We start from the raw sequence: 245 nt of genomic DNA, 5'->3' as shown, positions 1-245 counted from the left end.
GCTTTCCATCGAGGACGGCGTTCTTTCGTTGGAAACCGCGCCTGGTCTCACCCCGAGGCGGGCATCCTGAAGCAGAGGCAAAAAGAGAGGCTTCATCCAGCGATAACGCTTTTCCGTTTGGGCGTCCGCCAGCATCAGCAGTTGAGCCTTCTCGTCGACGACAAAGGCCTGATCGTAGCCGAAGGCGGACATTGCGGTCTGGCTGATCGCACTCCCGGCGGCCGCTGTCAGAACGGCATCGAGGC

General features: G+C 60.8%; 1 pseudogene. It reads right to left on the bottom strand.

Annotated elements, in window-relative coordinates:
* Positions 1 to 245, bottom strand: a pseudogene (locus AF337_RS13665) (bifunctional diguanylate cyclase/phosphodiesterase); the annotation flags it as partial.

Source organism: Rhizobium ecuadorense, from assembly GCF_001187535.1.
Lineage (GTDB): Bacteria > Pseudomonadota > Alphaproteobacteria > Rhizobiales > Rhizobiaceae > Rhizobium > Rhizobium ecuadorense.
The sequence above is the reverse complement of the archived record's forward strand: the minus strand, read 5'-3'. Positions and strand labels throughout refer to the sequence as shown.